Source organism: Leifsonia shinshuensis (assembly GCF_022606355.1).
Lineage (GTDB): Bacteria > Actinomycetota > Actinomycetes > Actinomycetales > Microbacteriaceae > Leifsonia > Leifsonia shinshuensis_B.
The window spans coordinates 854,479-880,973 of record NZ_JAHHZQ010000001.1 but is presented as its reverse complement, the minus strand read 5'-3'; the positions used below and the strand labels follow the sequence as shown (position 1 = coordinate 880,973).

Here is a 26,495-nt window from a genome sequence, read left to right as displayed (position 1 = left end):
CGTGGCTGACAAGCCGGAGGAGCCGGAACGCGGCGACCTCGAGGCGACGAACGAGAAGCTCAGCTTCCGTCCGTCACCGCTGGAGGTCGACACGACGCTGAGCATCGCCGTCGACCTGCCGCCGACCCCGCCCCAGGAGATCCCGGAGGACGAGGCCGCCGTCGCGATCGACGACGTGCCCGTGAACCCGGGCTTCGTGGAGTCGCCGACCGACCCGACGACCACCTCCGTCGCGATCGTGGCCTCCCGGCTGGTGACGGCCCCGACGCCCACGCAGCAGGAGGCGGGCGGCGGCGACGAGGTCCCCGCTCCGGCGTCCGAGGCGCACGCCGAGGCGTTCGGCCAGTCGCGGCGCGACCGGCTGCGCGGCGAGCACTCGCCGCAGCCCGAGCCCGCGGCCATGCTGACCGCCGACCGACTGCTCGAGGTCAACCGCAAGACCCGCCCGGGCCCGGAGGGTCCGTGGCAGCGGTTCGTGTACAACGTCACCTTCCGCACGGTGAACCTGGGCGACTCGGCCAAGGTGCGGGCGCGCAAGGAGCTCGATCACCGCATCCAGAAGCAGTTCGAGGGCGGCACCCGGTTCGTGCCCGTGCTCACGCGCAAGGGCGGCGTCGGCAAGACCACCGTCACCACGCTGCTCGGGATGGCCCTCGCCGACGCCCGCGAAGACCGCATCATCGCGATCGACGCGAACCCCGACCGCGGAACGCTGTCGGAACGCGTCCCCAAGCAGACCAGGGCGACCGTGCGCGACGTCGTGCACAAGGCCGCCAGCATCGGCGGGTTCACCGACTTCTCCGCGCTGGTGTCCCGCGACGAGACGCGGCTCGACATCCTGGCCTCCGACACCGACCCGCTTCTGTCCGAGGCCTTCGACGAGAACGACTACAACGTCGTGGCCGATCTGTCGGCCCGCTTCTACTCGATCGTCCTGACCGACTGCGGCACGGGCATCGTCCACTCGGTGATGCGGGCGACGCTGCAGCGCGCCGACTCGCTGGTGATCGTCTCCGGCGGGAGCGTCGACGAGGCGCGCCTGGCGTCAGAGACGCTCACCTGGCTGGAGGCCAACGGCTACACCGACCTCGTCCGCAACGCGGTCGTCGCGCTCAACACCGCGACGCACGCCACGAACCTGGTGAAGCTCGAAGAGATCGAGTCGCATTTCCGCTCGCGTGTCCGCGAGATCGTCCGCATCCCTTACGACCCGCAGCTCGCCGCCGGCTCGGTGGTGTCCTGGAAGGACCTCAAGCCGCTGACCAAGCTCTCGGCACGCGCGCTGGCCGCGCTCGTGGTCGAGGGCCTGCCCGCTGAGCGCGCCTGACCCCGTCCGCTGCCATCGCGCTGTGTGCGCTTCGAGGAGATCCCCGTGACCGAACGCCAGATCCGCCTGTTCGGCGACCCCGTGCTGAAGACCCCGTCCGAGCCGGTGCTCGAGATCGACGAGGGCGTGCGCGGCCTCGTCGAGGACCTCATCGACAGCGTCGTGCCCCCGGGGCGTGCAGGTGTCGCCGCACCGCAGATCGGCGTGGGGCTCCGGGCGTTCAGCTACAACGTCGACGGCGAGATCGGCTACGTCATCAACCCCGAGCTGGTGGAGGTCTCCGGTGAGCCCGAGCTGGTCGACGAGGGCTGCCTGTCGGTGCCGGGGCTGTGGTTCAAGACCGCGCGCTATCCTTTCGCCCGCGTGCGCGGCATCGACCTGGACGGCAACGAGATCGAGCTGTCGGGCACCGGCGTGATGGCGCAGGCCCTGCAGCACGAGACCGACCACCTGGACGGCAAGCTCTACCTCGACCGGCTCGACAAGGAGACCCGCCGCGAGGCGATGCGCCAGGTGCGCGAGAGCGACTGGTTCTGACGCCCCTCTAGACTCGATCCATGGACATCGCAGTCACCGGAGGATCGGGAAAGCTCGGGCGCACGGTTGTGCGCGAACTACGCGCGGCAGGGCACACCGTCGTCAACCTGGACACGACGGGGGAGCGCGGCCGCGGCTTCGTGCGCGTCGATCTCACGGACTACGGGCAGACGCTGGATGCGATCCTCGGCGTGGACGACCTCCACGGCGGGTTCGACGCGATCGTCCACCTCGCGGCGATCCCGGCTCCGGCCATCCTGAGCGATGTCGCGACGTTCCACAACAACATCCGGGTCACCTACAACGTGTTCCAGGCGGCACGACGGGCCGGCATCCGCAACATCGTGTACGCGTCGAGCGAGACCGTGCTCGGCCTCCCTTTCGACGTTCCGCCGCCGTACATCCCGGTCGACGAGGACTATCCGGCCCGTCCCGAATCCACCTATTCGCTGGTCAAGCACCTCGAAGAGCAGATGGCGATCGAACTCGTGCGCTGGGATCCCGCGCTCAAGATCGTGGCGCTGCGGTTCTCGAACGTGATGGAGCCCGCCGACTATGCGGCGTTCCCGTCGTTCGACGCCGATGCGCGGGCGCGAAAGTGGAACCTGTGGGGCTACATCGACGCGCGCGACGGCGCGCAGGCGGTCATGCGCGCGCTGGAGTGGGACACCACGGGCTTCGACCGGTTCATCATCGCGGCGGCCGACACGGTGATGACGCGCCCGAACGCCGAGCTCGTCGCCGAGGTCTTCCCCGGCGTCCCGCTGAAGCGCGACGACCTCGACAACACCGACACCCTCCTCTCGATCGACAAGGCCCGCCGCATCCTCGGCTACGCCCCCACCCACTCCTGGCGCGACCACCTCTAGCCCCTCGACATTCGTCACGAATGTCACTCGTGTCACCTTCGATGAGATTCGTCACGAATGTCGTGATTCGTGCCACGAATGTCGAGATTCGTCACGAATGTTCGCCCACAGGCAGGGCGCTGAGGCGGGTTCTCCACAGATTCGTCGATGAGGGGAAGCTCGGCGCCCCGCCGTTGCGACGATGGGGAGATGCGCACCACCTCTACTCATCGCCCGTTCCACGCGGTGCGCCTGACGATCGCGCCGCGCAGCGTGCGCGAACTGTGTCTCGCCTACCTGCCGCTGATGCCGGAGGGCGCCTTCTTCAGCCATCAGACTGCGGCTGCGCTCCTCGACGTCCCGCTTCCCTCGGGGCAGTCCGAGGGGCCGCTGCACATCTCCGTCGCATTTCCCCGTACCCCGCCCCGAGGCCGGGGCGTCATCGGCCACAGCCTCGGGAGCGTGCACGGCGATATCGTCGACGGGTTGCCGCTCTGCGTGCCGGCTCAGGTATGGTGCCAGCTCTCGGGGGAACTCGACAGGGAGGATCTCGTCGCGGCAGGGGACCATCTGGTCGGTGCCCGCGGGCGCGAACCCCTCGCGGAGATCCATGAGCTGATGGATGCCGCCGGCACGCTGCACCGGACGAAAGGACCCCGCGAGCGCACCTGGGCGCTCCCGAGGATCCGTTTCGGCGCGGACTCCCGGCCTGAGTCGTTACTCCGGCTGCTGTTGGAGGCGGACGGCTTCGTCGGACTCGAAGTCAATCGTCCGGTGTCGCTGCGCCGGGGTCGGATGGTTCTGCATCCCGACCTCAGCCTCCCCGAGCATCGCATCGCCTTCGAATACGAAGGTGACGGACATCGAGTGGATCGACGTCAATGGCACCTCGACATCGAGCGGCGTGACGTCCTGGAGTCCGAGGGCTGGCGCGTCGTGCGCGTGACGGCGCACGACCTCTTCGGGAACCGCGACGCATTCCGCGATCGCCTCAGAAGATTCGTCACGAATGTCGACATTCGTGGCACGAAAGTCGACATTCGTGACGAATCTCGGGGCTAGTGGGCGAGGGAGATGCCCTGGGTGCTGGGGTTGCCGCTGTAGACGCCGTCGATGACGTCGGCGAAGTCGGCGAGGATGACGTTGCGCTTGATGCTGAGCTTGGGCGTCAGGTGGCCGCTGGCCTCGGTCAGGTCGGTGGCCAGGATGACGAACTTGCGGATGCTCTCGGCGCGCGAGACCCCCTGGTTCGCCGCGTCGATCGCGCGCTGGATCTCGGCGTTCACCGCGGGGTTGACCGAGGCCTCGGCGAGGGTCATGTCCTTGTCCTCGCCGTTGTTCGCCAGCCAGGTCGGCAGCATCTCGGTGTCGAGGGTGATGAGCGCTGCGATGAACGGCTTCTGGTCGCCGACGACGATCACCTGGCTGACCAGCGGGTTGGCGCGGATCGGGTCCTCGAGCGCGGCGGGGGAGACGTTCTTGCCTCCGGCGGTGACGATGATCTCCTTCTTGCGACCGGTGATCGTCAAGTAGCCGTCGTCATCGAGCGCGCCCAGGTCGCCGGTGCGGAACCAGCCGTCGTCGAACGCGGCGGCCGTCGCCTCCGGGTTCTTCCAGTACTCCTTGAAGACGTTGATGCCCTTGACCTCGATCTCGCCGTCTTCGACGAGGCGCACCGCCACGCCGGGGAGGACGGGGCCGACCGTGCCGATCTTGAACATGTCGGGGCGGTTGACCGTAGCGGGCGCTGTGGTCTCGGTGAGGCCGTAGCCCTCGAGGATCTTGATGCCGAGGCTGTGGTAGAAGTGGCCGAGGTGCGATCCGAGCGGAGCGGAGCCGGAGACCGCGAACTTCACGCGGCCACCCATGGCCGCACGAAGCTTCGAGAACACCAGCCGGTCGTAGAGCGCGAACTTGAGCTTGAGCCCGAACGGCACCGACCCGGCCTCGACGGCCTTAGAGTGCTCGACGGCGACCTTCGCGGCCGCGCGGAAGATCTTGCCGCGGCCGCCGGCCTCCGCCTTCTGCTCCGCAGAGTTGTAGACCTTCTCGAACACGCGCGGCACCGCGAGCAGGAAGGTCGGCTTGAAGCTGGCCAGCGCGGGCAGCAGCTGCTTGGTGTCGGCCTGGTGGCCGACCTTCACTCCGCCGGTGACGGCCAGCACCGCGATGAACCGGGCGAAGACGTGTGCCGTGGTGATGAAGAGCAGCGTCGACGCGCCCTCCGGCGGGGAGACGACCTCCTTGATCGCCTCCGCCGCGTTGCGCGACAGCTCGACGAAGTTGGAGTGGGTGAGCACGCAGCCCTTCGGCCGACCGGTCGAGCCGGAGGTGTAGATCAGGGTGCCGATGTCCTCGCCGCGGGCGAGGTTCCTGCGGCGCTCGATCTCCTCGTCCGGAACATCTGCGCCTGCGTTGACGAGCTTCTCGAGGTCGCCGAGGTGCAGCTGCCAGACGTTCTGGATGAGCGGGAGGTCGGGGTGCACCTCGTCGAACCGCGAGAACATCTCCGCGTCCTCCAGGATCACGGCGACCGCACCGGAGTCGGACATGTTCCACTGCACCTGGGCAGGGGAGGAGGTCTCGTAGATGGGCACGAGCACGGCGCCGGCGAACCAGGTCGCGAAGTCGATCAGCGTCCACTCGTAGCGCGTCTTGCACATCAGGCCGATCTTGTCGCCGGGCTGGATGCCGGCGGCGACGATACCCTTCGCCAGTGCGACGACCTGGCGGTGGAACTCGGCGGCCGTGACGTCCTTCCAGCCATCGCCGTCCGGGAGGCTGAACAGCGGCGCGTCCGGGGTGGCCGCGACGCGCTGGACGAGCAGGTCCGTCGCGTTGGCTTCCGGGTCGGCCGGGACGAGTGCGGGGATTTCGAACTGGTTCACGGTAGCTCCCTCGATACCGGGCGGGCGGGCAATCGGGCCGAATGGCTTCGGCTCGCAGTGGTTGATTACACTCTAGATGGTGCGGCAGTGAGTCTCCTCCGACCGGCTCGTCCCGCGCCTCCCACCCACCCGCCTGATCGCGCCAACCCGGAAGGGGCTCGCCTGTGCACGCCATCGGAATCGACATCGGCGGGACCAAGATCGCCGGCGCGGTCGTCGACGAGCTCGGTACCATCGTCCGCGAAGACCGCGTGCCCACCGACGCCAGCCGTCCGGAGGAGATCGAGAACGCCGTCGTCGCGATGATCGAGCGTCTCTCCGACGGGCCGGAGGAGATCGCGGGAGCGGGCGTGGCCGCGGCCGGCTTCATCGACGCTGCGCAGTCGACCGTCTACTACGCCCCCAACATCAACTGGAGGCACGAGCCGTTCCGCGAGAAGCTCGAGAAGCGGATCGACCTCCCCGTCCTCATCGAGAACGACGCCAATGCGGCCGGCTGGGCCGAGTTCCGCTACGGGGCGGGGCGCCTGGTGAGCGACATGGTCATCCTGACCATCGGCACGGGCGTCGGCGGCGCCATCGTGAGCAACGACCGCCTTTTCCGCGGCGGTTTCGGCGCCGGCGCCGAGATCGGCCACATGCGCGTGGTGCCAGGCGGCCTGCCCTGCGGCTGCGGCGCGCACGGGTGCATCGAGCAGTACGGCTCCGGGCGGGCACTGCAGCGGATGGCGAACGAGCTGGCCGACGCGGGTGGCATCGGCCAGGTGCTCGCCGACGTTCGCAGCCGCACCGGCTCGCTGAGCGGCTCCGACATCTCCGCGCTGATCATGGCCGGCGACCCGGGGGCGCTCGCCGCCCTCCGCCAGCTGGGCGACTGGCTCGGTCAGGCCTGCGCGAGCCTCGGCGCCATCCTCGACCCTCAGCTCTTCGTCTTCGGCGGCGGCGTCGCGCAGGCCGGCGAGCTGCTGCTCGAGCCGATCCGCCTCGCCTACCTCGAGAACCTGCCGGCGCGGGGCTTCCACCCGGAGCCGGAGTTCAAGATCGCCGAGCTGGTGAACGACGCCGGCGTGGTCGGTGCGGCCGACCTGGCGCGCCTCCACGCCTCCCAGTGACCAGCAGGGCCGACGCCGAGCCGCCCCTCCCGTCACGACGCGAGGGGTACTAGGCTTTCGTTCGATGTTCTACTGGCTGATGAAGAACCTGGTCGCGGGTCCGATCCTGCGCGGCATCTTCCGTCCCTGGGTCGTCGGGATCGAGAATGTTCCGGCGGAGGGCGCGGTCATCCTCGCCAGCAACCACCTCTCGTTCATCGATTCGATCTTCCTGCCGCTGGTCGTCGACCGGCACGTGTCGTTCCTCGCCAAGAGCGACTACTTCACCCGCCGCGGTCTGAAGGGCTGGGCGACGAAGGCGTTCATGAACGGAACCGGCCAGCTGCCGATCGACCGCTCGGGAGGCAAGGCCTCCGAGGCCTCGCTCAACACCGGTCTCGCGGTCCTCGCGCGCGGCGAGATCCTCGGCATCTACCCCGAGGGCACCCGCAGCCCCGACGGCAAGCTCTACCGGGGCCGCACCGGCGTGGCCAGGATGATCCTGGAGGCCGGTGTCCCCGTCGTGCCCGTCGCGATGGTCGACACGGCGGAGATCATGCCGATCGGCAAGCGGCTGCCGCGGATCGGCCGCATCGGCATCGTCATCGGCGAGCCGCTCGACTTCTCACGGTTCGAGGGCATGGAGGGCGACCGCTTCATCCTGCGCTCGGTCACCGACGAGATCATGTACGCGCTGCACGCGCTCGGCGCGCAGGAGTACGTGGACGTGTACGCGAGCACGGTTAAGGAGAAGCGCGCCGCGCTCGCCTGAGGCCTCCCATCCGGGTCCGCCGTCACAATCCGGTCGCGCTGCGCACGACCCCCGTCCGGCGCGATAGGCTCGGTTATCCCCTTTTCACCCGACCGAGCGGAACAGAACAGTGCTGCAGACCACAGATCCCGTCGTGAAACCTGACGACTCCGTGATCGAGGGCCTGGACTATTGGCGCACGCTCCCGATCAAGCAGCAGCCGACCTGGCCCGACCCGGAGGCCGCGGCCGCGGCGTCGGCCGAGATCGCGACGCTGCCTCCGCTCGTGTTCGCCGGTGAGGTGGACCAGCTGCGCTCGCGGCTCGCCCGTGCGGCGCAGGGCAATGCCTTCCTGCTGCAGGGCGGCGACTGCGCCGAGACCTTCGCCGGGGCGACCGCCGACCAGATCCGCAACCGGGTCAAGACGATCCTGCAGATGGCGGTCGTGCTGACCTACGGCGCATCGGTGCCGGTCATCAAGATGGGCCGCATGGCCGGCCAGTTCGCCAAGCCGCGCTCCAGCGACACCGAGACCCGCGGCGGCGTGACGCTGCCGGCCTACCGCGGTGACATCGTCAACGGCTACGACTTCACTCCGGAGTCGCGCGCGGCCGACCCGCGCCGCCTCGTGCAGGGCTACCACACCGCGGCCTCCACCCTGAATCTCATCCGTGCGTTCACACAGGGTGGCTTCGCCGACCTGCGTGAGGTGCACAGCTGGAACAAGGGCTTCGCGGCCAATCCGGCCAACCAGCGCTACGAGGGTCTCGCCCGCGAGATCGACCGCGCCATCAAGTTCATGGAGGCCGCCGGAGCGGACTTCGACGAGCTCACGCGGGTGGAGTTCTACTCCAGCCACGAGGCGCTGCTCATGGACTACGAGCGCCCGATGACGCGCATCGACTCGCGCACCGGCACCCCGTACAACACGTCGGCGCACTTCGTCTGGATCGGCGAGCGCACGCGCGACCTCGACGGCGCGCACGTCGACTTCCTGTCGCGCGTCCGCAACCCGATCGGGGTGAAGCTCGGCCCGACGACGACGGCCGACGACATGCGGCGCCTCATCGACGCGCTCGACCCCGAGCGCGAGCCCGGGCGACTGACCTTCATCACCCGGATGGGCGCGGGAAAGATCCGCGATGCCCTCCCGCCGCTGCTGGAGGCCGTCAAGCGGTCGGACGCGAACCCGCTGTGGGTGACCGACCCGATGCACGGCAACGGTCTCACGACGCCGAACGGCTACAAGACCCGCCGGTTCGACGATGTCGTGGACGAGGTCAAGGGCTTCTTCGAGGCGCACCGGGCGGCGGGTACGCACCCCGGCGGCATCCACGTCGAGCTCACGGGCGACGACGTCACCGAATGCTTGGGCGGCTCGGAGCACATCGACGAGGAGACCTTGGCGACGCGCTACGAGTCGCTGTGCGATCCGCGTCTGAACCACATGCAGTCGTTGGAGCTCGCCTTCCTCGTCGCCGAGGAGCTCAGCCAGGGCTGACCCGCCCGCGACGACGGCCGAAGGGCACGTCGTTGTCGCTTCTCGCGTCGAGAAGTGACAACGACGTGCCCTTCGGCGTTCGAGGGGGCGGAGGCGCGGAGCGCGCGGAGGCGCCGAGGGCGGCTCAGAAGCCGGCGAAGTTGACCGTGACGGTGGAGCCCTTGGGTGCCTGCGTGCCGGCGGAGGGCGACACCTTCGAGACGACGAAGGCACCGGGCAGGAGGTCGGCCGCCGCGCTGTACTTGAGCTGGAAGCCCGCGTCCTGCAGCGCCTTCTTCGCCTTGTCCCAGGTCTGACCGACGACGTCGGGAACCGGGACGGGCTCCGGTCCCTTGGAGGTCTCGAGCGCCAGCGTGTCGCCGGGGTGCACGGGACCCTCCTTCTGCGCCTGTGCCGAGATCACATTGCCCTTGTCGACCGTGTCGCTGTAGCTCTGCGGGCCGGCGGTCGTCTCCAGCCCGACCTTCTGCAGGGCGGCCTGGGCGTCCGAGACCGACATCCCGGCGACGTCGGGTACAGGGCCGACCGAGACGACGAGGTTCACCGTCGCCGCTTCGAAGTAGCCCCCACCGCCGGAGATGTCGGTGCCGTCGGAGGCTCGGGTCGCCGAGATGACCGTGTTCGCCGGCACCTTCGGGTCGAACTGCTTGACGGTGTCGCCCACCTTGGCGCCGACGCCGGTGATCTCCGACGTGGCCTGGTCGAGGGTCTTGCCCGCGAGCGGCTGGATGGTGACGGGCTTCGGTCCCTGCGAGATCCGCAGCGTGACGGTGCTGCCGCGTCCTGCGGCCGATCCCGCCTTCGGATCGGTGCTCGACACCTGGCCGGCGGGGACGGTGACGCTGTACTCCTGCGCCTGCGCCGTCTTGAACCCGAGGTTGGTGAGCGTGGCGGTCGCCGCGGCGGGAGCCTGGCTCACCACGTTCGGCACCGTCACGAGGGATCCCGGCCCTGACCCGAAGTACCAGCCGGTGCCCCCGGCGACCGCGGCGAGCACGAGCACCAGGGCGAACAGCCACCAGCCCTTGCCGCGCCGGCGACGCGCGGCGGCGCTGAGCGTGTCCGTCGCGGTGGGCGCGGCGGACGCGACCTGCTGGCGGATGGCGGGGTTGATGATCTGCGTCTCGCCGTCGTTCGCCGCGAAGGCCGGAGGAAGGACCATCGTCGGCTGCATGACCGCGTCGCCGCGGATGGACTTCTCGGCTTCGATCAGCCGGTCGAGCATCTCGCGCGCGTCGGAGGGCCGCCGGTCGGGGTCCTTCTCTGTCGCCCAGAGCACGAGCTCGTCGAGCTCCGGGGGGACGGCCGGGTTGACGCTGCTCGGAGCGGGCACCGGGTCGTTGGCGTGCTGGTAGGCGATCTGCATCGGCTGCTCGCCGTGGAACGGCTGTGTGCCGGTGAGCATCTCGTACATCATGATGCCCAGCGCGTAGATGTCGCTGCGCGCGTCGGCGACGCCGCGGGTGACGAGCTCGGGGGAGAGGTAGGCGATCGTGCCGAGGAGGGCCTGGCCCGTCGCGGTGTTCGCGCTGGCGGCACGCGCCAGGCCGAAGTCGCCGATCTTGATGCGCCCGTCGTCGGCCAGCAGCACGTTCTCCGGCTTGAGGTCGCGGTGGACGATGCCGGCCTTGTGCGCCGCGGCGAGGCCGCTGAGCACGGCCTCCATGATGTCGATGGTCTGCTCGGGGGTGAGCTTGCCGTAGTCCTTGAGGAGGTCGCGCAGCGTGATTCCCGGGAGGTACTCCATGACCAGGTAGGCCATGTCGGAGTCCTGGCCCTGGTCGAACACGTTCACCACGTTGGGGTGCGCCAGGCGGGCGGCGGAGCGGGCCTCCTGGACGAACCGGCTCTTGAACGTGCTGTCGTCGGCGAGGTGGCCGTGCATGATCTTGATCGCGACCCTGCGCTCGAGGCGCAGATCGGTGGCGAGGTAGACGGTGGCCATGCCGCCTCGGGCGATCCGCGAGCGCACCTGATAGCGGCCGTCGATCAGACGTCCGATCATCGGGTCGGTTTGGCTCGTGGTCACGGATCGAGTCTAGGGAACAGCGGGTGCGTGAACCCTGCAAAACACCGGTGTGCTGCGGGGCCGTGACCCTGCTGTGACCTTCCGGTCACCCGAGTTGCGCGAGCCATGCGCGCGCCGAGGTCTCCCACTTCGCATATGCGTCGGGGAATGCCGAGATCTGGACGGCCTGGGCGGCCTGCGTTACGCTCATCGCTCTCCAGTTCGGGATGTCGAGGAGCCCGCGCGTGCGGCCCTTGTTGGGGTTGTTCGCCCCGCCGTAGAACGCGAGGGTCGCGCGCGTGGGATCGAGCACCTGGTCGGGAGTGCCCCAGCCGGTGCTCGGGCGCTGCTGGAACAGCCCGAGCGAATCGCGGTCGCCGTAGCGGACGTTGCGCAGGCCCGACTCCTGGGCCGCCGCTGCGAGGGCGACGACGATGCCCTGGGCCGGCACGCCCTCCTGCTTGCCGATGCGGATGATCAGGGAGGCGTTGGCGCGCATCTCGTCGGTGAGGGCCACGACCTGCCCCGGCTGCACCGTCGGCGCCGGTGCCGGGGTCGGCGCAGTGACCACGGGTGCGGGGGCGGCGACCGCCCTCGGCGTGTCGAGCGATGCGGCGGCGACTCCGGGGATGGCGATGCGCTGTCCGGGGTAGATGATGCTCGAGCTGCTGAGTCCGTTGGCGCTGAGGACGACGGAGGTGCGCAGACCGAACCGGGCGGCGATCCCGCTGATCGTGTCGCCGCGGGCGACCGTGTACGAGGTCGCAGACGGAGCGGGTGCCGGTGCGGGCGCCTGGGCAGGGACCGGGGTCGCCGCCCCGCCGAGGGCCAGCACCTGGCCGGGGAAGATCAGGCTCTTCCAGCTGAGCCCGTTGAGCGCGAGGACGGCTGCGGTCGAGAGCCCGAATCGGGCGGCGATGGTCGAGACCGTGTCGCCGGTCTGCACGCGGTAGGTCGCCGGCGCCGCCGCGGTGTCGGTGGCGGCGGCGGAGGCCGTCGCGGCCTCGTGCCCGAACGATCCGCGGATCGTGTCGCGTGCGGTCTTCTGCGGACCTGTCGCGTCGCTCTTCTCCGGCGCGCGTTCGCGCTCGGAGTCGGTGGCGGCATGTGCGGGACTCAGCAGGTTGAGGGTCACGGCGATGCTGCCGGCGACGGCGATCGGGACGGTGCCCAGCATTCCGCCGGTGCGCCCGTGCGGTCGCCGCTGACGCTTCGTGCTCTCGATCGCAGACATGGTCTACCCCTCCGTGAGTGACATAGCCGTTCCCACGCTGACACACCTTGAGTAAGGAGTCAACCAATGTGGCTGATGTGACAACAGTTAACACGACCGTAACATTTGCTTCGACTCGTGCTGGCAGCGTGGTCGTGGCACGCTTGTCCTTGTGAACGAGCAGGTCCAGGCCACCGAGTGGCTCACCATCCCCGACCTTGTGGAGCAGCTGGGACTCGGTGTCAGCCGGGTGCGCCGCCTCATCGAAGACCGCCACCTCGCGGCGAAGCGCATCGACGGAGTGGTCAAGGTCCCCGCCGTCTTCCTCCGCGACGGCGAACCCCTCAGCGAGCTCCACGGCACCCTCATCGTGCTCGCGGACAACGGCTTCGACGACGAGGAGGCGGTCGACTGGCTCCTGGCGGACGACGAGAGCCTCGGCACGGCTCCGATCGAAGCGTTGCGCGCCGGCCGCAAGGCCGAGGTCAGGAGGGTCGCCCAAGCCCTGGCCTGAGCGGCAGGGCGTGCCGACCTCGGTCGGCGGGCCGACCTCAGTACGAGCGTCGTGTAACGGTGATCGCGAGCTCGCGGAGCTGCGCGCGCGCTCCAGCACCCAGTTGCGCGCCCTCCAGCGCCTCGATCGCGCGGTCGACGTTGTCGGCGATCATCTTCTCGACCTTCTCGACCGCACCGGACTCCCGGATGGTCATCTGCAGCGTCTCGATCTGCTGGGGGGTGAGGTCGGGGTCGCCGAGCAACTCGTCGAGCGCCGCCCTGGCTCCGGCGGGAACGGCCTGGCGGGTGAGGGCGATCAGCACGGTCCGCTTGCCCTCGCGCAGGTCGTCCCCGCTCGGCTTGCCGGTGACCTCCGCGTCGCCGAAGACTCCGAGGAGGTCGTCGCGCAACTGGTACGCGATGCCGAGCGGGAGGCCGAACCTGCGGAGTGAATCGAGCTGTCCGACCGTCGCCCCGGCGAGGCTGGCGCCGATCAGGAGGGGTGACTCGATGGAGTATTTGGCCGACTTGTAGACGATGACGCGTTCGGCCCTGGCCAGTTGGTCCGCGTCGGGCCGGCCCGCCCAGCCGATCTCCTCGAAGATGTCGAGGTACTGACCGGCGGTGACGTCGAGCCGCATCCGGTTGAACTCCGCCCGCGCCGACCGCCGGGCCGAGGCGCTCACGGTCTGGGTGAGCCCTTCGTCGAAGAGCTCGTCGCTCAGGATGAGGAGGTAGTCGCCCAAGAGCGTCGCGGCGCCCGTGCCGAACGCGGCGCCGGATCCCTGCCAGCCCTCCTGCTCGTGCAGGTGCTCGAAACGCCGGTGGGCCGCCGGCTTTCCGCGGCGCGTGTCGGAGTTGTCGATGAGGTCGTCGTGCACCAGCGCGGCCGCGTGGAACAGCTCGAGGGCCGACGCGACGGAGACCACGCCGTCGAGCGGGCCGCCCGCGGTGACCGGTGCCCCATCGGGCTCGTCACCCGTCGTGCGCACCGCCTGCCACCCCCAGAAGCAGAAAAGCGCACGGAAACGCTTGCCGCCGCTGAGAAAATCCCTCGAAAAAGCCGCGATCGGGGCGAGTTCGTCGGCGATCGAGACGAGAATGGATGCACGTGCATCGAAGAATCCATCGATTCTTGACTGGATGAGGTCGACGAATCGGATGCTTTCAGACACACGTATAGCCTAGTCAGAGTGGTGCGGCTACAATCGGCCACACAACGCCTAGAACCCGCTAGAAAGAGGGGGATCCGGATGCCGCTTTCAGAACATGAGCAGCGCCTCCTCGAAGAGATGGAACGCAGTCTCTACCAGAACGACGCAGACTTCGTCGCCAAGGTGGGAGGCAAGCGGGCACGACCCGCGTATCGCTCGATCGTCCTCGGTGTGCTCGTCGCCGTCGTCGGTGTCGCCGTGCTGGTGACCGGCGTCTTCGTCCAGCTGCCGATCGTCGGAATCCTCGGTTTCGTCGTGATGTTCGCCGGCGTACTGCTGGCGATCGCGCCAGGCAAACGCGTCGCGATCGATCCCGACGCGGCCGCCGCCGGAAAGTCGGGCAAGCCGACACGCGGGCAGCCCGGCTTCATGGACCGCATGAACGATCGCTGGGACAAGCGGCAGGACGGTCAGGGCTAGCCCCTCCACCGCGCTCCCCGCGCACCCCTACTTCAGGGCCGATCTTCGGATCGGCCCTTTTTCGTGCGCCCGGCACTCCCTTTCGGCGCCATTGCCCTCCATTTCCCTCCACCGGATTCTTCCGTGTATTCACTGGGTTCTTTCACCCCTAAACGGGGCAAAACGGTCGCTTCTGCTGACTTTGTGGATGAGAGTGGAGTAAAGTGGAGGCACACCGCAACCGTGGCCGGGAGAGTGGGGGTGGGACCGATGTTCCTCGGCACCTATGCCCCGAAGCTGGACGAGAAGGGGCGCATCATCCTGCCGGCCAAATTCCGGGATGAGCTCGCTTCCGGCCTCGTTCTGACCCGCGGCCAGGAGCACTGCGTCTACGTCTTCTCGCAGCGGGAGTTCGAGTCCCTCCACGAGAAGATCCGGCAGGCGCCGGTGACCAGCAAGCAGGCCAGGGACTACCTGCGCGTCTTCCTCTCGGGGGCGAGCGCGGAGGTGCCCGACAAGCAGAACCGGGTCACCATCCCGACCCCGTTGCGGACGTACGCGGGTCTCGACAGAGACCTGGTCGTGATCGGCGCGGGCAGCCGCGCCGAGATCTGGGCGGCCTCGGCGTGGGAGACCTACCTCGCCGAGCAGGAGGCAGCATTCGCGAACACGGAGGAGGAGGTGATCCCGGGACTGTTCTAGCGCCTGGCGCCGGACTCCCAGCCATACGCCCTGACACCACTTCCCCGGTGGCAGGTCGGAATGGATGGGGATCCGGAACCAGGGGCCGGCCCTCCCGGGTGCGGACATGACGGACGACATCCACACCCCCGTTCTGCTGGAACGCTGCATCGAGCTCCTCGGCCCCGCCCTCGCGAAGCCGGGAGCGGTCTTCGTCGACGCGACGCTCGGCATGGGCGGCCACTCGGCCGGCGTGCTGGAGCGATTCCCCGACGTCGTGCTCGTCGGACTGGACCGCGACCCGGAAGCCCTCGCGATCGCCGGCGCCCGCCTGGAGCGCTTCGGCGACCGCGTCCACCTCGTGCACACCGTCTACGACGGCATCCGCGACGCCCTCGACGGCCTCGGCTTCGATCGGATCGATGGCGTGCTGTTCGACCTCGGCGTCTCGTCCCTGCAGCTCGACCGCGTCGAGCGCGGGTTCTCGTACTCGAAGGACGCGCCGCTCGACATGCGGATGGACGGCACGAGCGAGCTGACGGCCGAGGTGGTGCTGGCCACGTACTCCGAGGCCGACCTGCGGCGCATCTTCCGCGACTACGGGGAAGAGAAGCTGGCCGCCCGCTACGCGCGGCGGATCGTCGAGGAGCGCGCGTCGGCTCCGATCGTGCGCTCGGGCCAGCTGGTCGACATCCTGCAGAAGGCGACCCCGGTCGCCGTCCAGCGGCAGGGCCACCCGGCCAAGCGCGTGTTCCAGGCGCTGCGCATCGAGGTGAACCAGGAGCTCGCGGTGCTGGAGCGCGCCATCCCCGCCGCGATCGACGCGCTCGACGTGGGAGGTCGCATCGTCGTGGAGTCCTACCAGTCGCTGGAGGACCGCATCGTCAAGCGCGAGCTCCAGACCAGGTCGCGCTCCAGCGCGCCGGCCGGGCTTCCGGTCGAGCTGCCGGAGCACCGGCCGCAGCTGAAGCTCCTGATCCGGGGGGCGGAGCTGGCGGACGACGACGAGAAGGCCGCCAACCCGCGGGCCACACCCGTGCGCTTGCGCGCGGCAGAACGAGTGAGGAGGGGCTCGTGAGCAGCAACGACCTGGGGGTGGGCGTCCGCAGACGTCCCACGATGACCTGGCACGTCCCGGCGTCCACCGGCGCGACCGCGCCCAAGCTCGAGGAGCCGGCTCTCGACAGGCCGCAGCGGCCGGAACGTGAGCGCCGCACGCACCTCGAGGTGGTCTCCACCCGCAGCCAGCGCCGGGCCCGCCCGCGCACGCTGTACGCGATCACGGCCGTCTCAGCACTGCTCGTGATCGTGGTGACGCAGCTCCTCCTGAGCATCGGTGTGTCGCAGGGGGCCTACCAGCTCAGCTCGCTGCAGACCAAGCAGACCGAGCTGCAGCGCAGCTATCAGGCCGCTTCGGAGGACCTCAACCGGCTGACGTCCCCGCAGAACCTGGCCGCCAACGCGAACGCGCTCGGCATGGTCAGCAACAGCAACCCCGCCTATCTGCGGCTCTCCGACGGAGCGGTGCTCGGCGCACCCGTCGCGGCGAACGGCGCTGCCGGCACGGTGACGGGAGGCCAGGGCAATCTGGTCCCCAACTCACAGCTGAACGGCGTGCCGCTGGTGGCCGGACAGGGTGCGGCCGGGCAGGCGTCCGCCGGCCAAGCTGGGAGTTCCGCAGCCGCGGGTGCGGCATCCACGAGTCCCGCGAAGCCGTCCGTACCGTTGCAGGGAGCGTTGCCGACACCGGTGACGCACTGACACGGACACTGACGCGACAGCGGACGGGACAGGCTCTCCATGCTCAACAGGAAGATGCTGCGGCGGCGCACGGCCCTGACGGTCGTCGCCGTCGCGGCGTTCGTCGCCATCCTCGGCGGCAAGCTCGTCGACATCCAGGTGGTCAGAGCCGACGAGCTGCAGCGCAAATCCGTGAACGCCAAGGAGGACTCGACGGTCCTCTACGGGAACCGCGGCGACATCGTGGACGCGAGCGGCAAGATCCTCGCGACGACGATCTACACGTACACGGCGCAGGCATCCCCTTCCGACGCGATCGCGGGCGGCCGCGACAAGATGGTCGAGGCCGCAGCGAAGATCGGGGCCATCACCGGCCAGGGCGGCGACGCTGTCGTGAAGCTGTTCGACGACGCGCTCAAGGACAACCCCAAGTCGAAGTACGTCCTCATCAAGTCCGGGATGGACGTGACCGTCTTCGACAAGCTGGCCAAGCTCCCGTACCCGTGGCTCACCTTCGACAAGAAGCAGGCGCGCAGCTACCCCAACGGGGCGGTCGCCGGCAATCTGATCGGCTATGTCTCGCAGGCGGGCAACGGCGGCCTGGAGGACAGCGAGAACACCTGCCTGGCGGGCGAGAACGGCAAGGAGACCTATCAGCGCGGGGCCGACGGCGTCGCCATCCCCGGCAGCACGGTCGTGCAGCAGAAGGCCAAGGACGGCGGCACGCTCGAGCTCACCATCGACAGTGACCTGCAATGGTTCGCCGAGCAGACGCTGGCCCAGCAGGTCGCCGCGACCGGGTCGAAGTTCGGCTACGTGACGGTGGCGGAGGCCAAGACCGGCAAGGTCAAGGCGATCGCCCAATGGCCCGCGCTCGACCCGAACAACATCGACGCGACGGATCCGTCGTACTGGCGGCTCCAGACCTTCACCGACCCGCGCGAGCCGGGGTCGACGTTCAAGGCGCTCACCGCGGCCATGCTCATCGACCAGGGCAAGGCGAACCCCACGACCCAGGTCCTCGCGCCCTACGAATGGAAGTCCGGCAAGGGCGCCGACCTCCACGACTCGGGCTACCACGCGCCGCTCCGGCTGACGTTGACCGGCGTTCTGATGATGTCGTCGAACACCGGCATGTCCCAGCTCGGCCAGCGACTGACCGACCAGACCAGGTACGACTACCTCAAGAAGTTCGGGATCGGCGAGCAGACCGGGCTCCCGTACCCCAACGAGTCCTCCGGCCAGCTGAACCCCGTCAAGGACTGGGACGACCAGACCAAGTACGCGACCATGTTCGGCCAGGGCGTCTCGGCGACCCAGCTGCAGATGGTGAGCGCGTACCAGGCGCTCGCCAACGGCGGCACCCGCATCCCGCTGACCATGGTCGAGGGATGCAAGCAGGCCGACGGCACCGTGACCGGTACCCCGAAGCCCACGCCGGTGAGCGTCGTCTCGCCGAGCGCCGCCAACACCACGCTCGGGATGATGGAGTCGGTGACCACCAAGGGCGAGCTCGCGAAACAGCTGCAGATCCCCGGCTACCGCGTCGCGGCGAAGACCGGAACGGCCCAGCAGGCGGACGGCAAGGGCGGCTACCTGCCGTCGTACTACGTGTCGGTCATGGGCGTCGCGCCGGTCGACGACCCGCAGTACGTCGTTTCGGTCAACCTCGGGTTCCCGACTACCATTACTTCGTCGGCAGCCGCCGCTCCGCTGTTCCACACGATCATGAGCCAGGTGCTGAAGACCTACCGGGTGAAGCCTTCGACGTCGAGCCCGGCCGACTACCCGCCGTATTACTGAGACCACGGTCCAGTGAGCACTGCCCGTCTACTGAAAGTGAGCCCCGTGACAGGACCGGCGCCCTCCTCTTTGCGCCCCGAGCATCCCGTCGCCCGCCCGCTCGCCCAGCTGGTCGCGGAGTTCGGGCTGGACGTGCGAGGTGATCTCGACGCCGTCGAGGTCACCGGCGCCGCCCTGGCGAGCTCGGCGGTCGAGCCGGGCGACCTCTACGTCGGCGTGCCGGGCAAGAACGTGCACGGCGCGAGCTTCGCCTCGGCCGCGGCCGAGGCGGGGGCCGTCGCCGTCCTCACCGACGAGGTCGGCGCGCAGCTCGCCGCCGACTCCGGACTGCCGGTCATCGTCACGCCCGACCCGCGCGCCGCGCTCGGAGCGGTCGCTGCGTGGGTCTACCGCACCGACGAGAACGCCGCGACGCTGTTCGGGGTCACGGGCACCAACGGCAAGACCAGCGTGGTCTACCTGCTCTACGCGATCCTCGGCCAGCTCGGCGTCGTCGCCGGGCTGTCGTCGACGGCCGAGCGCCGCATCGGCGATCACGCGATCACGAGCAAGCTCACGACGCCGGAGGCCAGCGAGCTGCACGCCCTGCTGGCGCGCATGCGCGAGGAGGGCGTCCGTGCCGTCGCTCTGGAGGTCTCGGCGCAGGCCCTGAGCCGCCACCGCGTCGACGGCATCGAGTTCGACGTCGTCGGCTTCACGAATCTCAGCCACGACCATCTCGACGACTACGCCGCGATGGACGACTATTTCGCCGCCAAGCTCGAGCTCTTCCAGCCCGACCGGGCGCGCCGCGGTGTCGTCACCGTCGACTCCGAGTGGGGGCACGCCCTCGTCGAGCAGTCGCGCATCCCGGTGACCACGCTCGCCGGTGTGCCGGGCGTCGACGCGGATTGGACGCTCACGGTGCTCGCGGAGACGCTCGAGGAGACCGTGTTCGAGCTGTCCGGGCCCGACGGGCGGCGTCTGGCGACCCGTGTGCCGCTGCTCGGCGCGTACAACGCCGCCAACGCGGCTCTCGCGATCGTGATGCTGGTGGAGTCCGGCTACGACCTCGACGCCATCGGCGCCGCCCTCGATCGCGACGGCGGCATCGACGCGTACGTGCCCGGCCGCACCGAGCGGCTCTCTGGCGACCGTGGCCCGGTCGTCTTCATCGACTACGGGCACACCCCCGACGCGTTCGAATCGCTCCTGGGAGCGCTGCGGCGGGTCACCGAGGGCCGCATCGTCATGGTGTTCGGCGCCGACGGCGACCGCGACACCACCAAGCGCGCCGACATGGGCGCGATCGCCGCGCGCGGGGCCGACGCGGTCGTCATCACCGACTTCCACCCGCGCTCGGAGGACCCGGCCACCATCCGCGCCGCGCTCCTCGACGGTGCGCGCACCGCCGTGCCCGACGCCGAGCTCTACGAGGTGGCCGACCCGCGCGCCGCGTTCCGTGCGGCGCTCGCCCTCGCGGGCGACGGCGACGTCGTGCTCTACGCCGGTCCCGGCCACGAGGACTATCAGGAGGTCGCCGGCCAGCGCCTCCCGTACTCCGCCCGCGACGACGCACGGCTGGCGCTGCGAGAGGCCGGGTGGCTGTAGTGATCGCCCTCACCCTCGCCGAGATCGCCGCCGCCACCCGTGGCACCCTCCTGCTCGACGGCGCCGTCCTCCCCGACGGCACTCCGGCGACTCCCGAGACCGTCGTCGACGGCCTCTCGACCACCGACTCGCGGGAGGTCGTGCCCGGCACGATCTTCTTCGCCAAGCCGGGAGAAGTGACCGACGGCCACCTCTTCGCCCCGCAGGCCGTCGAGGCCGGCGCCGCTCTGCTCGTCGTGGATCACGCCCTCGACCTGCCGGTGCCCCAGCTGCTCGTGACCGACACGGTGACCGCGCTCGGCGACCTCGCCACCGAGGTCATCGCGCGGGTGCGCGCACTCGGAACGCTGAAGATCGTCGGGGTCACCGGCTCCAACGGCAAGACCACCACCAAGAACCTGCTGCGCGCGATCCTCGAACAGCTCGGCCCGACCATCGCTCCGCGCGCGTCGTTCAACAACGAGGTCGGAGCCCCTGTCACGATGCTCGAGGTGACGGAGGACACCCAGTTCCTGGTCGCCGAGATGGGTGCGAGCGGCATCGGCGAGATCGCCCGGCTGGTGCGCATGGCGCGCCCAGACATCGGGATCGTCCTCAAGGTCGGCCTGGCGCACGCGGGTGAGTTCGGCGGCATCGAGAAGACGCTCGCGGCCAAGACCGAGATGGTCAGCGACCTGCTGGAATCCGACGTCGCGGTGCTCAACCTCGACGATCCGCGGGTCGCCTCGATGGCGGACAAGACCGCGGCGCGTGTGCTGTGGTTCGGACTCGACGACCGGGCGGCCGTCCGTGCGACCGATGTGCGGTCCACGGCCCGCGGCACCGCGTTCACGCTGCACCTGCCGTCGCCCACCGGTGTCGAGGGTGCGGGGGAGTCCCGGCCGGTGCAGTTCCGTGTCCTCGGCGAGCATCACGTGATGAATGCGCTGGCGGCGGCCGCGGCAGCGCACACGCTCGGCGTCGACATCGACACGATCGTCGGAGCGCTCGAGACCGTGCAGCGGGCCGAACGCTGGCGCATGGAGGTCCTCGGCGGCGCCCGTGGCGTCACCGTCATCAACGACGCGTACAACGCGAGCCCCGATTCCATGGCCGCGGCCATCAAGACGCTGGCGCAGATCTCCGAGCCGGGGGAGCGCACCGTCGCCGTCCTCGGCGAGATGAGCGAGCTGGGGGAGTTCTCCGGTGAGGAGCACGACCGCATCGGTCTGCTCGCCGTGCGCCTCGGGATCGATCAGCTGGTGATCGTCGGCCCGTCTGCGCGCCGCATGCACATCACCGCCATCAACGAGGGGTCGTGGGACGGCGAATCGCTGTTCTTCGAGACCCAGGACGCGGCGTTCGACCATCTGTCCTCGACGCTGCGCGCCGGTGACACCGTGCTCGTCAAGTCGTCCAACTCCGCGGGGCTGCGGTTCCTCGGCGACCGACTGGGAGAATTCTTCTCGTGAGAGCCCTTCTGACCTCCGGCGCGCTGTCGATGGCGTTCACGCTGTTCCTCACCCCGCTCTTCATCCGGCTCTTCCGCCGCCTCCAGTGGGGCCAGTTCATCCGCGACGATGGCCCGCAGAGCCACCACGCCAAGCGCGGCACCGCGACCATGGGCGGCATCGTCGTCATCCTCGGCACGCTCTTCGGCTACTTCACGGCGCTCCTGCTCACCGGTGACGAGACCAGCGTGTCCGCGCTGCTCGTCCTGTTCCTGATGGTCGGCCTCGGAGTCGTCGGCTTCGTCGACGACCTGCTCAAGACGCGGAGGGAGCGCAGCCTCGGGCTCACCGGCTGGGCCAAGGTGGCCGGACAGGTCGTGGTCGCGACGATCTGGGCGTTTCTCGCCATCGGGTTCCCGGACGCGCGCGGATACACCCCGGCGACCATGAGCGTCTCGTTCATCCGCGACCTGCCGATCGACTTCGGGTCGATCACCAAGTTCGGCGTCATCGGCGTTCTGGTCGGCTACGGGCTCTATCTGATCTGGATCAACTTCATCGTCGCCGCCACCTCCAACGGGGTGAACGTCACCGACGGCCTCGACGGTCTCGCCTCCGGAGCGAGCATCCTGGCGATCGGCGCGTACATCATCATCGGGTTCTGGCAGTCGATCCAGTCGTGCGCCAGCCCCACCCTGAACCCCGAGAACATCGCCAAGTGCTACAGCGTGCGCGATCCGTTCGACCTGGCGATCGTCGCGACGGCGATCGTCGGAGCGGTGGTCGGCTTCCTCTGGTGGAACACGTCGCCCGCTCAGATCTTCCTCGGCGACACCGGTTCGCTCGCGCTCGGCGGCGCCGTCGCCGCGCTGGCGATCCTCAGCCGCACCGAGCTCCTCCTCGTGCTCATCGGCGGCCTGTTCGTGATCGAGGCCGGTTCGGTCATCGTCCAGCGCGCGTACTTCAAACTCACGCACGGCAGACGCATCTTCCTAATGAGTCCCATCCATCATCATTTCGAGTTGAAGGGCTGGGCGGAGATCACGGTCGTCGTGCGCTTCTGGATCATCGGCGGCCTCCTGGTCGCCGCCGGGGTCGGCTCGTTCTACCTCGAGTGGCTCGCGACGTGACGTCGCCGAGCGAACGTCTGGAGGCCCTCACCAGCTGGCATCACGACTGGCGGGGGCTGCGCGTCGCCGTCTTCGGTCTCGGGGTCACCGGCTTCTCGGTGGCGGACACGCTGGCCGAGCTCGGGGCCGAGGTGCTCGTCGTCGCGTCGCGCGCCGACCAGGAGCGCGCCATGCTGCTGGAGGTGATCGGGGCCGAGCTGCTCGAGCAGGCCGACCTCAGCGCGCCCCCCGCACGGCTCGTCGAGTTCGCCCCTGAACTCGTCGTGGTCTCTCCCGGGTTCCACTGGGATCACCCGCTGCTGCTCTGGGCCGAACAGGAGGGAGTCGCCGTCTGGGGCGACATCGAGCTCGCCTGGCGGCTGCGCGACAAGGTCACCGCTCCCGACGGCAGCCCGGCGGACTGGATCTGCGTCACCGGCACCAACGGCAAGACGACCACGGTGCAACTGACCGCGACGATGCTGCTCGCGGGCGGCTCGCGGGTCGCTCCGTGCGGCAACATCGGCGTGCCGGTGCTCGACGCGATCCGCGACCCTGAGGGCTTCGACGTGCTCGTGGTCGAGCTGTCCAGCTACCAGCTGCACTGGGTGAACCGCAATCGCGGCGGTCAACTCTCGCCGTACTCCGCGGCCTGCCTGAACATCGCCGACGACCACCTCGACTGGCACGGCTCGCTGGAGGCCTACATCGCCGCCAAGGCGAAGGTCTACGACAACGCGCAGGTCGCGTGCGTGTACAACCGCGCCGATCTCACCACGCTCCGGATGGTCGAGGAGGCGGAGGTCGTCGAAGGCGCCAGGGCCATCGGCTTCGGTCTCGACGTGCCGGGTCCCAGCGACTTCGGGATCGTGGACGGCATCCTGTGCGACCGTGCCTTCCTCGAAGACCGGCGCAACAGCGCCATCGAGCTCACCACCCTCGACGAGCTGGCGGAGGCCGGACTGGCCGCGCCGCACGTCGTGGCGAACATCCTGGCAGCCAGCGCGCTCGCGCGTTCCTACGGCGTGGAGCCGCAGGTCATCCGCGACGTGCTCACGGCGTTCCGCCTCGACGCCCACCGCATCGAGCTGGTGCGCGTGGAGGCCGGGGTCAGCTGGGTGGACGACTCCAAGGCCACCAACCCGCACGCGGCGGACGCATCCCTCCGGGCATACCCGTCCGTCGTGTGGGTCGTCGGCGGCCTGCTCAAGGGCGTCGACGTCGAACAGCTCGTCGCGACGCACGCCGGCCGACTGCGTGGCGCCGTGCTGATCGGGGTGGACCGGTCCGCGCTGCTCGCCGCATTCGAGCGACACGCCCCCGGGCTGCCGGTGCTCGAGGTGGACGCCGACGAGACTGAGAGGGTCATGCCGACGGCGGTGCGACTGGCCGGCGGACTCGCGCGCGAGGGCGACACCGTCCTCCTCGCGCCGGCGGCGGCGTCGATGGACCAGTTCGCCGACTACGCGGAACGAGGCCGTCGCTTCCAGGCGGCCGTGAACGAGTTTTTTGGAGGTGAGGCGGATGACGACCACTCCGCCTCGACTCCGCCCGGCGTCTGACGATTCCGGCTCCGAGCCGGCGTCCGGGTCCCGATCGGGTGCACTGGCGGCGCGGATCTCGCTCGGGCGCGCCATGAACAGCGAGTCGGCCGACTACTTCCTCCTCCTCGGGATCACCCTCTTCATGGTGGTCTTCGGGCTCGTGATGGTGCTCTCGTCGTCGTCCGTCGAGTCGCACAACGACACCGACAACTTCTTCTCCCGGTTCTGGTCGCAGGGCGCGTACACGCTGATCGGCCTCCCGCTGATGTTCATCGTGTCGCGTATCCCGATGGCGTTCTGGAAGCGCTCGATCTGGTTCATCCTCGGGGCGGCGTGCTTCCTGCAGCTCCTGGTGCTCGTGACGCCGCTCGGCGTCGAGATCGGCGGCAACCGCAACTGGATCCGTATCGGCGGCTTCGTCGGCCAGCCGTCGGAGGCCATCAAGCTCGCCCTGGTGGTCTGGCTCGGGGTCGTGCTGGCCCGCAAGCAGGACCTCATCGACGACTGGCGGCATGTCGCGCTGCCGATCCTGCCGATCGCGGGTGGCGCCATCGGCGTGGTGGTGCTCGGCGGCGACCTCGGCACGACGGTCGTCATGGCCGCGTTCGTGCTCGGCGGCCTGTTCTTCGCCGGCGTGAAGATCCGCTATCTGCTCGCCGGGCTGGCCGGGGTCGCCGTCGTCGCCGTGTTCGTCGCGATGTCGAGCGCCAGCCGGATGGGGCGCATCGCCGCGCTCTTCGGCGGAGCGAGCGCCGCGAACCCCGACGTCAACTGGCAGATCGACAACGGCTTCTACGCGCTCGCCTCCGGAGGGGTGTTCGGGGTCGGGCTCGGCAACTCCCACTCCAAGTGGTCATGGCTGCCCGCCGCAGACACCGACTTCATCTTCGCGATCATCGGGGAGGAGCTCGGCCTCATCGGGGCCGTCGTCGTGCTCCTGCTCTTCGTGATGCTCGCGATCGTGTTCCTGCGCATCATCCACTCCTCGACCGACCCGTTCCCGCGCGTCACGACCGCGGCCATCATGGTGTGGCTCATCTTCCAGGCGTTCGTGAACATCGCCGTCGTGCTGGGCGTGATCCCGGTGCTCGGCGTCCCGCTCCCACTGATCTCTGCGGGAGGGACTGCGATGATCAGTTCCATGATCGCAATCGGCATCGTGTTGTCCTTCGCCCGTCAGAACGCCCGCGACGCCCGTCGCGCCAAGGGCGCCGCCGGCCGCTCGGGGTCCGCAGCGTGAGCCGCTACCTCCTGGCCGGCGGAGGCACCGCCGGCCACGTCAACCCGCTGCTGGCGGTCGCCGACCGGTTGCGCCGCGACGACCCGGCGGCGGAGGTCGTCGTTCTGGGCACGAAGGAGGGGCTGGAGTCCCGGCTGGTGCCCGCCCGCGGCTACGAGCTCGCGACGATCCCGAAGCTGCCGTTCCCGCGCCGGCCGAACGGCGCCGCGCTGCGGTTCCCCGGCGAGTACCGGCGAGCGGTCCGATCGGTGACCGAGCTGATCCGCGATCGCGGGATCGATGTGGTGGTCGGATTCGGAGGCTACGCCGCAGCGCCCGCCTACTCGGCCGCGCGCAGCGCGAAGGTGCCGTACGCCCTCCACGAGGCGAACGCCCGGCCCGGACTGGCGAACCGCCTCGGCGCGCGTTCCACACCGTGGGTCGGTGTCGCGTTCGAGGGGACCAAGCTCCCGCACGTGCGGTTCGTGGGGATGCCGCTCCGGCGCGAGATCGAGGAACTCGATCGTGCAGCCGCCCGCCCGGCCGCGCTGGCCGAGTTCGGGCTCGAGGACGACCGCCCGACGCTGCTCGTCACGGGCGGCTCACTCGGCGCCAGGCGCCTCAACGGTACGATCGCCGAACGCGCGGAGCAGCTGACGGCGGCCGGCTGGCAGGTGCTCCACATCCAGGGCGGCCGTGGCGAGCTGACCGACCCCGGCATCGAGCACTACCGGCTCCTCGACTACTGCGACCGCATGGATCTGGCGTTCGCGCTGACCGACTTCGCCGTCGCGCGGGCGGGAGCCGCGACCGTGTGCGAGTTCGCCGCCCTCGGCATCCCCGCGGTCTATGTCCCGTTCCCGATCGGCAACGGCGAGCAGCGCTTCAACGCGGCCGGTGTCGTCGGTGCGGGAGGCGGAATCCTGGTGGACGACGCCGAGTTCGTCCCGTCCTGGGTCGATGGTCGGCTGCTTCCGCTGCTGGCCGATCGGCCGGCGGTCGACGCGATGTCCCGCAAGGCCGCGACCTCGGGCGTGCGCGACGGCTCGGACCGGATGGTCGGCCTGATCCGCAGCGCGCTGAGCTGAACCGGAGCTCCCTGGGCCG

At 69.5% G+C, this 26,495-nt stretch carries 23 protein-coding genes; 19 read left to right on the top strand and 4 right to left on the bottom strand.

Going from position 1 to position 26,495, the window contains the following annotated elements:
* Position 1 precedes the first annotated feature (1 nt).
* The 4 genes from KNO15_RS04170 (at position 2) to KNO15_RS04155 (ending at position 3,774) form a co-directional block, all read left to right on the top strand.
* Positions 2–1,327, top strand: a complete 1,326-nt coding sequence (locus tag KNO15_RS04170; protein WP_241702175.1) for a MinD/ParA family ATP-binding protein — start codon at positions 2–4, stop codon at positions 1,325–1,327.
* A gap of 45 nt (positions 1,328–1,372) precedes the next feature.
* Positions 1,373–1,864, top strand: coding sequence for a peptide deformylase (def, locus tag KNO15_RS04165; RefSeq protein WP_241702174.1), 492 nt, complete (start codon positions 1,373–1,375; stop codon positions 1,862–1,864).
* Between the two features lie 20 nt (positions 1,865–1,884).
* Positions 1,885–2,733: an NAD-dependent epimerase/dehydratase family protein gene (locus tag KNO15_RS04160; protein ID WP_241702173.1), complete on the top strand. Its 849-nt coding sequence runs from the start codon at positions 1,885–1,887 to the stop codon at positions 2,731–2,733.
* Positions 2,734–2,922: 189 nt separating this feature from the next.
* Entirely contained in the window at positions 2,923–3,774 is an 852-nt protein-coding gene (locus tag KNO15_RS04155) for an endonuclease domain-containing protein (RefSeq protein WP_241702172.1), read from the top strand.
* Here KNO15_RS04155 and KNO15_RS04150 read toward each other — a convergent pair.
* The gene (locus tag KNO15_RS04150) at positions 3,771–5,600 is read right to left on the bottom strand and encodes an AMP-dependent synthetase/ligase (protein WP_241702171.1); all 1,830 of its coding nucleotides are present in this window, start codon (positions 5,598–5,600) and stop codon (positions 3,771–3,773) included. The genes KNO15_RS04155 and KNO15_RS04150 overlap by 4 nt on opposite strands.
* A 164-nt stretch (positions 5,601–5,764) precedes the next feature.
* Here KNO15_RS04150 and KNO15_RS04145 point away from each other — a divergent pair, with 164 nt between their 5' ends.
* From KNO15_RS04145 to KNO15_RS04135, 3 genes are all read left to right on the top strand, one after another.
* Positions 5,765–6,712 (top strand): ROK family glucokinase, encoded by a 948-nt coding sequence (locus tag KNO15_RS04145; protein ID WP_241702170.1) that lies wholly within the window; start codon positions 5,765–5,767, stop codon positions 6,710–6,712.
* 64 nt (positions 6,713–6,776) lie between these two features.
* Positions 6,777–7,463 carry a lysophospholipid acyltransferase family protein gene (locus KNO15_RS04140; protein WP_241702169.1) on the top strand — a complete coding sequence of 229 codons (687 nt, stop codon included), beginning with the start codon at positions 6,777–6,779 and terminating at the stop codon, positions 7,461–7,463.
* Positions 7,464–7,614: 151 nt separating this feature from the next.
* A complete protein-coding gene (locus tag KNO15_RS04135) occupies positions 7,615–8,943 on the top strand; it encodes a class II 3-deoxy-7-phosphoheptulonate synthase (protein ID WP_241702680.1) in 1,329 nt (442 codons plus the stop codon).
* A gap of 124 nt (positions 8,944–9,067) precedes the next feature.
* Here the strand turns inward: KNO15_RS04135 and pknB are convergent, their stop codons facing one another.
* The gene (gene pknB, locus KNO15_RS04130) at positions 9,068–10,972 is read right to left on the bottom strand and encodes a Stk1 family PASTA domain-containing Ser/Thr kinase (RefSeq protein ID WP_241702168.1); all 1,905 of its coding nucleotides are present in this window, start codon (positions 10,970–10,972) and stop codon (positions 9,068–9,070) included.
* An 85-nt stretch (positions 10,973–11,057) separates the two neighbouring features.
* Entirely contained in the window at positions 11,058–12,185 is a 1,128-nt protein-coding gene (locus KNO15_RS04125; protein ID WP_241702167.1) for a LysM peptidoglycan-binding domain-containing protein, read from the bottom strand.
* Between the two features lie 151 nt (positions 12,186–12,336).
* Between KNO15_RS04125 and KNO15_RS04120 the strand changes: the two genes are divergently transcribed.
* The gene (locus tag KNO15_RS04120; RefSeq protein ID WP_241702166.1) at positions 12,337–12,678 is read left to right on the top strand and encodes an Rv2175c family DNA-binding protein; all 342 of its coding nucleotides are present in this window, start codon (positions 12,337–12,339) and stop codon (positions 12,676–12,678) included.
* A 37-nt stretch (positions 12,679–12,715) separates the two neighbouring features.
* On the opposite strand, the gene KNO15_RS04115 is transcribed toward KNO15_RS04120, so the two are convergent.
* Positions 12,716–13,834 (bottom strand): polyprenyl synthetase family protein, encoded by a 1,119-nt coding sequence (locus KNO15_RS04115; protein ID WP_241702165.1) that lies wholly within the window; start codon positions 13,832–13,834, stop codon positions 12,716–12,718.
* A 78-nt stretch (positions 13,835–13,912) separates the two neighbouring features.
* Between KNO15_RS04115 and KNO15_RS04110 the strand changes: the two genes are divergently transcribed.
* The 11 genes from KNO15_RS04110 to KNO15_RS04060 all read left to right on the top strand — a co-directional run bounded on the left by KNO15_RS04110 (position 13,913) and on the right by KNO15_RS04060 (position 26,476).
* Positions 13,913–14,293, top strand: coding sequence for a DUF3040 domain-containing protein (locus KNO15_RS04110; RefSeq protein WP_241702164.1), 381 nt, complete (start codon positions 13,913–13,915; stop codon positions 14,291–14,293).
* A 249-nt stretch (positions 14,294–14,542) separates the two neighbouring features.
* Positions 14,543–14,974 (top strand): division/cell wall cluster transcriptional repressor MraZ, encoded by a 432-nt coding sequence (gene mraZ / locus KNO15_RS04105; protein WP_241702163.1) that lies wholly within the window; start codon positions 14,543–14,545, stop codon positions 14,972–14,974.
* Positions 14,975–15,080: 106 nt separating this feature from the next.
* Positions 15,081–16,031, top strand: coding sequence for a 16S rRNA (cytosine(1402)-N(4))-methyltransferase RsmH (rsmH, locus tag KNO15_RS04100; RefSeq protein ID WP_241702162.1), 951 nt, complete (start codon positions 15,081–15,083; stop codon positions 16,029–16,031).
* Entirely contained in the window at positions 16,028–16,714 is a 687-nt protein-coding gene (locus KNO15_RS04095; RefSeq protein ID WP_241702161.1) for a hypothetical protein, read from the top strand. The genes rsmH and KNO15_RS04095 overlap by 4 nt, the downstream gene beginning before the upstream one ends.
* 39 nt (positions 16,715–16,753) lie before the next feature.
* A complete protein-coding gene (locus KNO15_RS04090; RefSeq protein ID WP_241702160.1) occupies positions 16,754–18,496 on the top strand; it encodes a peptidoglycan D,D-transpeptidase FtsI family protein in 1,743 nt (580 codons plus the stop codon).
* A 45-nt stretch (positions 18,497–18,541) separates the two neighbouring features.
* Entirely contained in the window at positions 18,542–20,086 is a 1,545-nt protein-coding gene (locus tag KNO15_RS04085; RefSeq protein ID WP_241702159.1) for a Mur ligase family protein, read from the top strand.
* Positions 20,086–21,537 (top strand): UDP-N-acetylmuramoyl-tripeptide--D-alanyl-D-alanine ligase, encoded by a 1,452-nt coding sequence (locus KNO15_RS04080; protein WP_241702679.1) that lies wholly within the window; start codon positions 20,086–20,088, stop codon positions 21,535–21,537. Before KNO15_RS04085 ends, KNO15_RS04080 begins: the two co-directional genes overlap by 1 nt.
* Positions 21,534–22,646: a phospho-N-acetylmuramoyl-pentapeptide-transferase gene (mraY, locus tag KNO15_RS04075; protein ID WP_241702158.1), complete on the top strand. Its 1,113-nt coding sequence runs from the start codon at positions 21,534–21,536 to the stop codon at positions 22,644–22,646. Before KNO15_RS04080 ends, mraY begins: the two co-directional genes overlap by 4 nt.
* Positions 22,643–24,187: a UDP-N-acetylmuramoyl-L-alanine--D-glutamate ligase gene (murD, locus tag KNO15_RS04070; RefSeq protein ID WP_241702157.1), complete on the top strand. Its 1,545-nt coding sequence runs from the start codon at positions 22,643–22,645 to the stop codon at positions 24,185–24,187. Before mraY ends, murD begins: the two co-directional genes overlap by 4 nt.
* On the top strand, positions 24,150–25,409 hold the full coding sequence (gene ftsW / locus KNO15_RS04065) for a putative lipid II flippase FtsW (protein WP_241702156.1): 1,260 nt from the start codon (positions 24,150–24,152) through the stop codon (positions 25,407–25,409). The genes murD and ftsW overlap by 38 nt, the downstream gene beginning before the upstream one ends.
* Positions 25,406–26,476: a UDP-N-acetylglucosamine--N-acetylmuramyl-(pentapeptide) pyrophosphoryl-undecaprenol N-acetylglucosamine transferase gene (locus KNO15_RS04060; RefSeq protein WP_241702155.1), complete on the top strand. Its 1,071-nt coding sequence runs from the start codon at positions 25,406–25,408 to the stop codon at positions 26,474–26,476. The genes ftsW and KNO15_RS04060 overlap by 4 nt, the downstream gene beginning before the upstream one ends.
* Positions 26,477–26,495 lie beyond the last annotated feature (19 nt).

Coding starts and splice junctions, on each gene's coding strand:
- KNO15_RS04160 (WP_241702173.1), top strand. CDS start 1,885: ATGGACATCGCAGTCACCGGAGGATCGGGAAAGCTCGGGCGCACGGTT.
- KNO15_RS04155 (WP_241702172.1), top strand. CDS start 2,923: ATGCGCACCACCTCTACTCATCGCCCGTTCCACGCGGTGCGCCTGACG.
- KNO15_RS04140 (WP_241702169.1), top strand. CDS start 6,777: ATGTTCTACTGGCTGATGAAGAACCTGGTCGCGGGTCCGATCCTGCGC.
- KNO15_RS04125 (WP_241702167.1), bottom strand. CDS start 12,185: ATGTCTGCGATCGAGAGCACGAAGCGTCAGCGGCGACCGCACGGGCGC.
- KNO15_RS04110 (WP_241702164.1), top strand. CDS start 13,913: ATGCCGCTTTCAGAACATGAGCAGCGCCTCCTCGAAGAGATGGAACGC.
- mraZ (WP_241702163.1), top strand. CDS start 14,543: ATGTTCCTCGGCACCTATGCCCCGAAGCTGGACGAGAAGGGGCGCATC.
- rsmH (WP_241702162.1), top strand. CDS start 15,081: ATGACGGACGACATCCACACCCCCGTTCTGCTGGAACGCTGCATCGAG.
- KNO15_RS04090 (WP_241702160.1), top strand. CDS start 16,754: ATGCTCAACAGGAAGATGCTGCGGCGGCGCACGGCCCTGACGGTCGTC.
- ftsW (WP_241702156.1), top strand. CDS start 24,150: ATGACGACCACTCCGCCTCGACTCCGCCCGGCGTCTGACGATTCCGGC.